The following is an 11,825-nucleotide window of genomic DNA, read 5'->3' as shown; positions in this document are numbered from 1 at the left end:
CAGGGGTGTTAATTTAATGGAAAATGTAAAGTTGAGCAGCCTGATTGAAGATCCTCATCAGAAGTTTTATTACATCTACAACTTTGACCGTCCTTTTGATTTCCATGTGGAGCTGATTAAGATTATTCTGGAGACAGACCCAAATATCCAATATCCTTATTTATTCAAAAGCACCGGAGAAGCACCAAAGATCTTTGACAAGAACAACCCTGATGCAGTTGCAGCAACAGCATCAACTGCAGTGAATGAGTTTGATTTTCTAAATGAGCTGGATGTTGTTCCTGAAGATACGGAAGAACTGGAAGCCATGGGTGGAACAGGCATCAATGAGAAAGAAAAGGGTGATGATGAAGAAGATCAGGATGAAGATGCCTTCTCTGATGATGAAGATTATGAAGATGAAGGTTATGGCGGCGGTAAAGACGACGATTACTAAGACCTGATGACGCAAAACGAAAAAAGTCTTATTGTTATCGTTGGACCAACTGCCATTGGTAAAACTGCATTGGCCATTCAACTGGCCAGGCACTTCTCTACAGAAATTATTTCAGCAGATTCCAGGCAGTTCTTTAAAGAGATGGAAATAGGTACAGCAAAACCTTCTACAGAAGAATTAGCGGCTGTACCACATCATTTTATCAACTCCCATAGCATTAATACTTTTTTCAGTACCGGCGATTTTGAAAATGAAGCTTTAGCCAAAGCAGATGAATTGTTTAAGTCGCATAACCAGCTGTTGATGGTTGGTGGATCTGGCTTATACATCAATGCTGTTTGCAATGGCCTGGACAAGCTTCCAGACACCGACTTAACCATTAGGGCTTCCTTAAAAGAACGCTTTGCTGTGGAGGGGCTAGAGTCCATCAGACAGGAGATTGCCCTGGCAGATCCGGAGTTCTATGCTAAAGTTGACCAGCAGAACCCACAGCGAATGATCAGGGGGCTTGAGTTTTATCTCTCTACAGGCTTTAAACTTTCTGCTTACCAAACCAACAGTAAAAAAGAAAGACCTTTTAAGATTTGCAAAATTGGCCTCAACATGGACCGCAATCTGCTGTACCAGCAAATCAATAACCGAGTTGATCAAATGATGGCTACCGGGCTCTTAGAGGAAGTAAAAGAGCTTCTACCTTATAAACACCTCAATGCCCTGAACACGGTGGGCTATACAGAGCTATTTCAATACCTTGATGGAGTGATAAGCCTGGAACAAGCTGTGGATGCCATTAAACAGAATACCCGTCGTTTTGCCAAAAGGCAATTAACCTGGTTTCGCAAAGATCCAGACACACATTGGTTTGAGCCTGATCAATATGCAGACATCCTCAAGCATGTGCAGCAGGCAATTAAGCCTGTGCAGTAGGACCGCCGAACTGCATAGGTAAACCAGCGCCCTCTTCCTGAATTTTTATCCTTCCATTTATAGCTTCATATTTTTCAATATTATCAAGCAAGGCTATCGCCATGCGTTTCACATGCTCTGGAGTAAGAATAATCCTTGATTTCACTTTAGCCTTAGGCATGCCAGGCATTACACGGATGTAATCAATCACAAACTCTGTATTTGAATGAGTGATCACCGCTAAGTTCGAAAATATACCCTCAGCAATCTCTTCTGATAACTCAATCTGTAGTTGGTTATCCTTATTTTGTTGTTCCATAGTACAAAATTAGCTTAATAATGTCAACCTTTAACATTAATTAAAAAATAGCAGGCATAAAAAAAGTCCCTCAGCATTACGCTGAGGGACTCTTCTTCATATTTAAAAAATTAAGCTTCTACTTCTTCTTCTTGTTTCGATGCTAATAATTTATCGTACTCTTCTTGAGAACCAACAATGATTTTCTCATAGCCACGTACACCAGTACCTGAAGGAATCAAGTGACCAACGATTACGTTTTCTTTCAATCCAAGCATGCTATCACGTTTACCAGCAATTGCTGCTTCGTTTAACACTTTTGTAGTTTCCTGGAAGGATGCTGCAGAGATAAATGATTTTGTTCCTAATGAAGCACGTGTGATCCCTTGTAACACAGAGCTCGCTGTTGCAGGTCTTGCATCACGAACCTCAATTTGTTTAAGGTCTTTACGTTTCAACTGAGAATTTTCATCTCTTAATTTACGTAAAGAAACAATTTGACCTGGTTTCAAGTTATTTGAATCACCTGCATCAACAACAACTTTTTTGTCGTAGATCTCATCGTTCTCAATCATAAAGTCCCAACGATCAACAGAGTTATTTTCTAAGAAAATAGTATCACCCGGATCTTCGATATGAACCTTTTGCATCATTTGATGCACAATTACCTCAAAGTGTTTATCGTTAATTTTTACACCTTGTAAACGGTAAACCTCTTGTACTCCATTTACCAGATATTCCTGAACAGCCGCAGGGCCTTTAATTTTCAAGATATCAGCTGGAGAGATTGAACCATCAGATAAAGGCATACCTGCTTTTACAAAGTCATTATCCTGAACAAGGATGTGTTTAGACAATGGAACAAGGTATTTTTTAACTTCACCTTCTTTAGATTCAATAGTGATTTCACGGTTACCACGTTTAACACCACCTAAGGTTACAACACCATCAATCTCTGTTACTACAGCAGGGTTTGAAGGGTTACGTGCCTCAAATAATTCAGTAACACGAGGTAAACCACCCGTAATATCCCTGGTTTTACCAGTTGTACGAGGAATCTTAACTAAGATCTGACCAGTTCTTACAGCATCACCTTCTTCAACAGCAATGTGAGCACCAACTGGAATGTTATATCCTCTTATTAATTCACCCTTTTTATCTACAACCCTTACAGAAGGATTTTTAGTTTTATCACGTGTATCAATAATTACTTTCTCACGGTGACCAGTTTGATCATCAGATTCCTCACGGAAAGTTACTCCTTCAACGATAGCGTCGAATTCGATTTTACCCGCAAATTCTGAGATGATAACGGCATTGTATGGATCCCATGAACAAATTCTATCTCCTTTAGTAACCTTAGCACCATCCTCAACATATAAGAATGAACCGTAAGGGATATTATTAGTCATGATAATTTTACCCGTATTAGGCTCAACAATTTTGAATTCACCTGAACGTCCTAAAACGATCTGGTTAGAAACTTCATCATTGATATTTTCTACTGTACGGATATTTTCAAATTCAATAACACCATCAAATTTCGCAATAATCTGAGATTCAGCCGCGATGTTTGAGGCGGTACCACCCACGTGGAAAGTACGTAAGGTTAACTGTGTACCCGGCTCACCGATTGACTGTGCAGCAATTACACCTACAGCCTCACCTTTTTGAACACGTTTACCAGAAGCTAAGTTACGACCATAGCAAAGGGCACAAACCCCTCTTTTATTCTCACAGGTTAATACAGAACGGATTTCAACACCTTCGATTGGAGATTGCTCAATTGCTTTAGCAACATCTTCATCAATGTCTTGTCCTGCACCAACCAATAATTCGCCATCAAGTGGATTGAATACATCATGAAGAGATGTACGACCCAAAATTCTGTCATACAATGGCTCAACGATATCTTCGTTATCTTTCAAGGCAGTAGTATACATACCTCTCAAAGTACCACAATCAGGAGAGTTAACAATCATATCCTGTGCAACGTCATGTAAACGACGAGTCAGGTAACCCGCATCGGCCGTTTTTAACGCCGTATCCGCCAAACCTTTACGCGCACCGTGGGTAGAGATAAAGTACTCTAATACGGATAAGCCTTCTTTAAAGTTTGAAAGAATTGGATTTTCAATAATCTCACCACCAGAACCTGATTTTTGAGGCTTAGCCATCAAACCACGCATACCGCATAGCTGACGAATCTGCTCCTTCGAACCACGGGCTCCAGAATCCAACATCATATAAACTGAGTTGAAACCTTGGTTATCGCTCGATAACTGCGTCATCACGAATGATGTTAAACGGTTATTGATACGAGTCCAGATATCGATGATTTGGTTATAACGCTCGTTGTTGGTAATGAATCCCATGTTATAGTTATTCCTTACTTCTTCAACTTCTGCAGATGCTTGTTCTAGTAAAGCTTGTTTCTCTACTGGAATGTTTACATCCTGCAAGTTAAATGATAAACCACCTCTGAATGCCATTTGGAAACCTAGTTCTTTGATATCATCAAGGAAACGGGCTGCACGTGCCATACCGGTAATTTTCACAACGTTACCAATAATATCTCTAAGAGATTTTTTGGTTAGCAATTCGTTGATATAACCTACTTCTTCAGGAACCATTTGGTTAAATAGTACACGTCCAACAGTAGTATCAACTAATTTATTTACAATAGCGCCATTCTCTTCTTTAACATTGGTTTTCACACGAATAAATGCGTGAAGATCGATGCTTTTCTCATTGTAAGCAATGATTACTTCTTCAGGAGAATAGAAAACAGAATCCTGTCCTTTAACAACTCTTGACTCATCAGTTCTACGGCCTTTAGTAATGTAATAAAGACCCAAAACCATATCCTGAGATGGTACTGTAATAGGGGTACCATTTGCAGGGTTCAAAATATTGTGAGCAGCTAACATCAAAACCTGGGCTTCCAAAATTGCAGCATTACCTAAAGGTAAATGGACTGCCATCTGGTCACCATCAAAATCCGCGTTAAATGCAGTACAAACAAGAGGGTGTAATTGTATCGCTTTACCTTCAATTAATTTAGGTTGGAAAGCCTGGATACCTAACCTGTGCAACGTAGGGGCACGATTCAGTAATACAGGGTGACCTTTTAAAACGTTTTCTAAGATATCCCAAACTAAAGGATCTTTTCTATCTACAATTTTCTTTGCAGATTTAACCGTTTTAACGATACCCCTTTCAATCATCTTGCGAATGATGAACGGTTTAAATAGCTCTGCAGCCATATCTTTAGGTAAACCACATTCATGTAATTTAAGGTTTGGACCTACAACAATTACAGAACGGGCAGAATAATCCACACGTTTACCCAATAGATTCTGACGGAAACGACCTTGTTTACCTTTCAAGATATCAGAAAGAGATTTCAGGGCACGGTTACCTTCAGTTTTAACAGCATTAACTTTACGGGAGTTGTCAAATAGCGAATCAACCGCTTCTTGTAACATCCTTTTTTCGTTACGCAAAATTACTTCCGGTGCTTTAATTTCGATCAAACGTTTTAAACGGTTGTTACGAATAATTACACGACGGTATAAATCATTTAAATCTGAAGTCGCAAAACGACCACCTTCCAATGGTACCAATGGACGTAATTCCGGTGGAATAACCGGAACGATTTTAATGATCATCCATTCAGGGTTGTTCTCAATACGTGATCTGGAACCACGGAAAGCTTCAACAACTTGTAAACGTTTCAAAGCTTCGTTTTTACGTTGCTGAGAAGTTTCGTTTGCTGCCTGGTGACGTAAGTTGTATGATAAAGTATCTAAATCAATACGTTTCAATAAATCTTCTAATGCTTCAGCACCCATTTTGGCGATGAATTTATTAGGGTCTTTATCATCAAGGTATTGGTTTTCTTTAGGCAACTTATCAAGGATGTCTAAATATTCTTCTTCAGTAAGGAAATCCATATACTGGATACCCTCTTCACCCATCAAACCAGCTTGAATAACTACATAACGTTCGTAGTAAATAATCAAGTCTAATCTTTTCGTAGGCAAACCTAATAAGTAACCAATTTTATTTGGCAGGGAACGGAAATACCAGATATGCGCAACAGGAACCACCAAATTGATGTGCCCCATACGCTCTCTACGTACTTTCTTTTCTGTTACTTCAACACCACAACGGTCACAAACAATACCTTTATAACGGATACGTTTATATTTACCGCAATGACATTCGTAATCTTTAACCGGGCCAAAAATACGCTCGCAAAACAAACCATCACGCTCAGGTTTGTAAGTACGATAATTGATGGTTTCAGGTTTCAACACTTCTCCACTTGAGCGCTCCAAAATAGCCTCAGGCGACGCCAGACTAATGGTGATGGAAGTGAAGTTGCTTTTTAATTTATTATCCTTTTTGTAAGACATATCTTTTTATTTGTAAGTCTTAAGTTCAAAGCATGCGCTATGGAACCATAACGCATGTTTATAACCTAAAACAATTAGTCTAACGTAATATCTAAACCTAATCCGCGTAGCTCATGTACCAATACATTGAATGATTCTGGTACGCCTGGTGTAGGAAGGTTTTCACCTTTTACAATAGCTTCATAAGTTTTTGCTCTACCGATAACATCATCAGATTTTACAGTTAAGATTTCTTGCAGGATATTGGCAGCACCAAATGCCTCCAATGCCCAAACTTCCATCTCACCAAAACGCTGACCACCGAATTGAGCTTTACCACCTAACGGCTGTTGAGTAATTAAAGAGTACGGTCCGATAGAACGGGCGTGCATCTTATCATCAACCATGTGGCCTAATTTCAACATGTAGATAATACCAACTGTAGTTGGCTGATCAAATCTGTCTCCAGTTAATCCGTTATTTAAGTAAGTTCTACCAGATGCAGGTACACCAGCTTTGGCAATCCATGCTTCTACCTCATCATGTTTAGCGCCATCAAAAATCGGTGTTGCAAATTTAACACCCAATTCTTGACCAGCCCATGCTAATACAGTTTCATAGATCTGACCAAGGTTCATACGTGAAGGTACACCCAATGGGTTCAACACAATATCAACCGGCGTTCCGTCATCTAAGAAAGGCATATCTTCATCACGTACAATACGGGCTACAATACCCTTATTACCGTGACGACCAGCCATCTTATCACCTACTTTTAGTTTACGTTTTTTAGCAACATAAACTTTTGCCATCTGAACAATACCTGAAGGCAGCTCATCACCAACACTGATAGCGAATTTATCACGTTTGTAAGCACCAAGCTCTTCGTTTACACGAATACCATAGTTGTGCAACAACAATTTGATCTGGTCGTTTTTCTCCTCATCAGTAGTCCATTTATATGGATTGATGTGTGCAAATTCCAGTTCAGCTAAGCTTTTCTGGGTAAATTTTGCACCTTTAGGGAATAAGAGCTCTTTGTAAACGTTGTAAACACCTTGAGATGTTTTACCATTAACAATTTGGAACAACTTATCAACCAATTCGTTTTTAAGGTTTTCAATAGCTAAGTTATATCTCTTGTCTAATTTCTCAATAGCAGCTTTCTCTTCTGCTTTTGTAGTTTTCTTAGCTCTGGAGAACAATTTAGTGTCAATAACAACCCCTTTAATTGATGGTGGTGTTTTTAAAGAAGCATCTTTCACATCTCCGGCTTTATCACCAAAGATTGCACGAAGCAGTTTTTCTTCTGGAGAAGGATCAGACTCACCTTTAGGGGTAATCTTACCAATCAGAATATCACCTTCTTTAACTTCAGCACCAACACGGATGATACCGTTTTCATCTAAATCTTTAGTAGCTTCTTCAGAAACGTTAGGGATATCAGAGGTTAACTCTTCCTCACCACGTTTTGTGTCACGCACTTCCAATTCAAACTCTTCAATGTGTAAGGAAGTAAAGACATCATCTCTAACAATACGTTCGTTAATAACAATCGCATCCTCAAAGTTATATCCTTGCCAAGGCATGAAAGCAACTTTTAAGTTTCTTCCTAAAGCCAGCTCACCATTTTCAGTAGCATATCCTTCACATAATACTTGACCTTTAGTAACTTTTTCACCTTTTTTAACAATTGGCTTCAAGTTGATACAAGTATTCTGGTTGGTTTTTTTGAATTTTATTAATTTATAAGTTTTGCTATCACCTTCAAAAGAAACTAAACGATCACCATCGTTTCTTTCATATTTAATGGTAATTTCATTAGCATCAACATATTCAACAACACCATTACCTTCAGCATTGATTAATGTTCTGGAGTCACGTGCAACACGGCCTTCCAAACCAGTACCAACAATAGGCGCTTCAGGACGTAACAAAGGCACGGCCTGACGTTGCATGTTGGAACCCATCAAGGCACGATTCGCATCATCATGCTCAAGGAAAGGAATCAATGAAGCTGCAATCGAAGTAATCTGATTCGGCGCAACGTCCATTAAGTCTAATTTCTCTGGCTCAATAACCGGGAAGTCACCCTCGTAACGTGCTTTAACACGTGCGGTAGTAAAGTTACCCTGGTCATCGTAAGATGCGTTAGCCTGTGCAATGGTTTTACCATCTTCATCTTCTGCAGAAAGGTAAATAACCGGCTCATCTACTGCAACTACACCATTAACAACTTTTTTGTATGGTGTTTCAATGAAACCTAAATTATTAATCTTGGCATGAACACAAAGAGAAGAAATCAAACCAATGTTTGGTCCCTCTGGTGTTTCAATGGTACATAAACGACCGTAGTGCGTATAGTGAACATCACGAACCTCGAATCCAGCACGCTCACGGGAAAGACCACCTGGGCCTAAGGCTGATAGACGACGTTTGTGCGTAATCTCTGCCAAAGGATTCGTTTGATCCATAAACTGCGACAATTGGTTGGTACCAAAGAAAGAGTTAATTACCGACGATAAAGTACGGGCATTAATCAAATCCGTTGGTGTAAACACCTCATTGTCACGAATGTTCATCCGCTCACGAATAGTACGGGCCATACGTGCTAAACCAACACCAAATTGAGCGTATAATTGTTCACCTACCGTACGTACACGACGATTAGACAAGTGGTCAATATCATCCACCTCTTCTTTAGAGTTGATCAGTTTGATCAGGTATTTAACGATCGCAATAATATCTGCTTTAGTTAAAACCTTCACATGGTCTGGGGTATCCATTTTCAACTTACGGTTAATGCGGTAACGACCAACATCCCCTAAGTCATAACGTTTATCCGAGAAGAACAAACGCTCAATAATACCTCTTGCAGTTTCCTCATCAGGTGGTTCTGCGTTACGCAAAGCACGGTAGATGTTTTCCACAGCCTCTTTTTCAGAGTTAGAAGTATCTTTTTGTAAAGTATTATATATAATGGTATAATCAGCTTGACTCGCGCCATCCTCTTTAGACAAGATGATGGTTTTAACACCCGCGTCAATAATCATATCTACATGTTCATCCTCTAAAACAGTGTCCCTGTCTAAGATTACTTCGTTACGATCTATTGAAACTACCTCACCGGTATCTTCATCAACAAAATCTTCAACCCATTTTCTTAGTACCCTTGCAGCAAGTTTACGTCCGATGTATTTTTTCAAGCCAGATTTGCTCACCTTTACCTCATCGGCAAGATCAAACAATTCTAAGATGTCCTTATCAGAATCATAACCAATAGCACGCAACAACGTGGTTACAGGAAACTTTTTCTTACGGTCAATGTAAGCATACATCACGTTATTCACGTCAGTAGCAAACTCGATCCAGGAACCTTTGAAAGGAATTACACGGGCAGAATAAAGTTTGGTACCATTAGTGTGACGGCTTTGGCCGAAAAACACACCTGGAGACCTGTGCAATTGTGAAACAATAACACGCTCTGCACCGTTAATCACAAATGTACCTTTAGGGGTCATATAAGGAATGGTCCCTAAATACACATCTTGAATAATGGTTTCAAAATCTTCGTGTTCTGCGTCATTACAAGAAAGCTTTAATTTAGCTTTCAGGGGAACACTATAAGTCAATCCACGGTCAATACACTCAGGTATATCATAACGCGGTGGATCAATAAAATAATCAAGGAATTCCAAAACAAAAATATTTCTGGAATCAGTGATTGGAAAATTCTCAGCAAACACTTTAAATAAACCTTCTGTGTGACGGTTATCTGAAGTAGTCTCGATCTGAAAAAATTCTCTGAATGATTGCAACTGCACATCTAGAAAATCAGGATAATCTATAATATGCTTACTACGTGCAAAATTTACTCTTTGGTCGACTTTATTTGCCAATGGACTAAAGTTAAATTACTTTAAGAATAAACTATTTGTTTGGTTTGTCGCTAACGTCATCTCATCAACCAAACTAAATGAAATGTTTATAAACAGGTATAGACTCCGACTGTATAGTCGGAGTCTATGATAAAGTTATATTAAAATTAAGTTATTACTTAACTTCAACTACAGCTCCAGCTTCTTCTAATTGTTTTTTCAAAGCTTCAGCTTCGTCTTTAGTAACACCAGTTTTTAATTCTTTTGGTGCACCGTCAACTAGTTCTTTTGCTTCTTTCAAGCCTAGGCCAGTTAAATCTTTTACCAATTTAACTACTGCTAATTTAGCACCACCAGCTTCTTTTAATATTACATCAAAAGTAGTTTTTTCTTCAGCTGCAGGAGCAGCATCACCAGCAGGACCTGCAACAGCAACTGCAGCAGCAGCTGGTTCGATACCATACTCGTCTTTCAAGATTTGAGCTAATTCGTTAACTTCTTTAACTGTTAAGTTTACCAATTGCTCAGCAAACGCTTTTAAATCTGCCATTTTTATAGATTTTAAAATTTTACGTAAATAAATTTATTATAATATGAACTTATAAGGCGTTCCTTAACCTTCTCTTTCTTGAAGAGTTTTAACAATTCCTGCAATTTTACCACCGCTAGATTTAAGTGCTGAAATAACGTTTTTAGCTGGTGATTGTAATAAGCCAACGATATCTCCAATAAGCTCTTCTCTCGATTTCAAGCTTACTAAGGCATCTAAATGCTGATCACCAACGTATACCGCTGAATCAATGTATGCACCTTTTAACTGAGGTTTGTCAGTACCTTTTCTCAAAGCTTTGATCAGCTTAGCTGGACCATTACCTGTAGTAGAGAATAATAAGGCTGACTGGCCTTTTAGCGCTGCAAAGATCTCTGATGCATCACCTTCTAATCCTTCGATCGCTTTTTTGATCAAAGTATTTTTAGCAACTTGCATTTCGATCCCGCTTTCGAAACATTTGCGACGGATATTATTTATTTTTTCAACAGATAAGCTTGACGTATCAGCAATATAAAAATTGCCAAACTCTTGCATTTTCTCTTGAAGAGCTAAAACTAGTTCGTGTTTTTCTTCTCTGTTCATAATTATGCCCCCGCTACTGATTTAGGTTCGATAGCTATTCCAGGACTCATTGTAGAAGAAACATGAATGCTCTTAAAATAAGTTCCTTTTGCAGCAGAAGGTTTCAATTTTGAAATTACTTGAATTACTTCTAAAGCATTTTCATATATTTTTTCTGCTGGGAATGATACTTTTCCTACCGAAGCGTGAATGATACCACTTTTGTCAACTTTAAAATCTATTTTCCCACCTTTAACATCAGTAACTGCTTTACCAACATCGTTGGTTACAGTACCTGACTTAGGGTTTGGCATAAGGTTACGTGGACCTAAAACGCGGCCCAGTTTACCTACTTTTGCCATACAAGCAGGAGTAGTGATAATAATGTCAACATCAGTCCATCCACCTTCAATCTTGGCTACATATTCGTCTAAACCTACGAAATCTGCACCTGCTGCTTTAGCTTCATCTTCCTTATCAGGATTACAAAGTACTAAAACGCGTACAGTTTTACCTGTGCCGTGTGGTAAAGTTGCGATACCACGAACCATTTGATTGGCTTTACGTGGGTCTACGCCTAAAGCGATGTCGATATCTACCGAAGCATCAAATTTAGTTGTAGTAATCTCTTTTACCAAAGCAGCCGCATCCTGTAAAGAATACGTTTTACCGGCTTCTAGTTTAGCATGTGCCTTTTTTTGATTTTTTGTTAATTTAGCCACTGTTGTAAACTGTTTTTTGTTAATTAATTTGTCCAGGGTGCGTCACCGCTAACGGTGATTCCCATACTGCG

General features: G+C 38.8%; 8 protein-coding genes. 2 read left to right on the top strand and 6 right to left on the bottom strand.

Translation table 11 applies throughout. From position 1 onward, the window contains the following. Both ACR2F7_RS05825 and miaA read left to right on the top strand, forming a co-directional pair. On the top strand, positions 1 to 436 hold a 436-nt coding region (locus tag ACR2F7_RS05825; protein ID WP_432712646.1), incomplete at its 5' end, for an IS1096 element passenger TnpR family protein. Positions 437 to 442: 6 nt separating this feature from the next. Beyond that, positions 443 to 1,363 carry a tRNA (adenosine(37)-N6)-dimethylallyltransferase MiaA gene (gene miaA, locus ACR2F7_RS05820; RefSeq protein ID WP_432712645.1) on the top strand — a complete coding sequence of 307 codons (921 nt, stop codon included), beginning with the start codon at positions 443 to 445 and terminating at the stop codon, positions 1,361 to 1,363. Here the strand turns inward: miaA and ACR2F7_RS05815 are convergent. The 6 genes from ACR2F7_RS05815 to rplA form a co-directional block, all read right to left on the bottom strand. Beyond that, positions 1,347 to 1,661 carry a DUF3467 domain-containing protein gene (locus tag ACR2F7_RS05815; RefSeq protein WP_432712644.1) on the bottom strand — a complete coding sequence of 105 codons (315 nt, stop codon included), beginning with the start codon at positions 1,659 to 1,661 and terminating at the stop codon, positions 1,347 to 1,349. The two genes, miaA and ACR2F7_RS05815, sit on opposite strands and share 17 nt — an antisense overlap. 110 nt (positions 1,662 to 1,771) lie before the next feature. Beyond that, a complete protein-coding gene (gene rpoC / locus ACR2F7_RS05810; RefSeq protein WP_432712643.1) occupies positions 1,772 to 6,061 on the bottom strand; it encodes a DNA-directed RNA polymerase subunit beta' in 4,290 nt (1,429 codons plus the stop codon). Positions 6,062 to 6,135: 74 nt separating this feature from the next. Further along, on the bottom strand, positions 6,136 to 9,939 hold the full coding sequence (gene rpoB, locus ACR2F7_RS05805; protein WP_432712642.1) for a DNA-directed RNA polymerase subunit beta: 3,804 nt from the start codon (positions 9,937 to 9,939) through the stop codon (positions 6,136 to 6,138). A 154-nt stretch (positions 9,940 to 10,093) separates the two neighbouring features. Continuing rightward, complete coding sequence (gene rplL / locus ACR2F7_RS05800) at positions 10,094 to 10,468, bottom strand: 50S ribosomal protein L7/L12 (protein WP_432712641.1); 375 nt, start codon at positions 10,466 to 10,468, stop codon at positions 10,094 to 10,096. A 63-nt stretch (positions 10,469 to 10,531) separates the two neighbouring features. Next, positions 10,532 to 11,053, bottom strand: coding sequence for a 50S ribosomal protein L10 (gene rplJ / locus ACR2F7_RS05795; protein WP_432712640.1), 522 nt, complete (start codon positions 11,051 to 11,053; stop codon positions 10,532 to 10,534). Positions 11,054 to 11,055: 2 nt separating this feature from the next. Next, positions 11,056 to 11,754 carry a 50S ribosomal protein L1 gene (gene rplA / locus ACR2F7_RS05790; RefSeq protein WP_432712639.1) on the bottom strand — a complete coding sequence of 233 codons (699 nt, stop codon included), beginning with the start codon at positions 11,752 to 11,754 and terminating at the stop codon, positions 11,056 to 11,058. Positions 11,755 to 11,825: the final 71 nt, after the last annotated feature.

Source organism: Pedobacter sp. (genome assembly GCF_045628745.1).
Taxonomy (GTDB): Bacteria; Bacteroidota; Bacteroidia; order Sphingobacteriales; family Sphingobacteriaceae; genus Pedobacter.
This window is presented reverse-complemented; position numbering and strand designations above follow the sequence as displayed.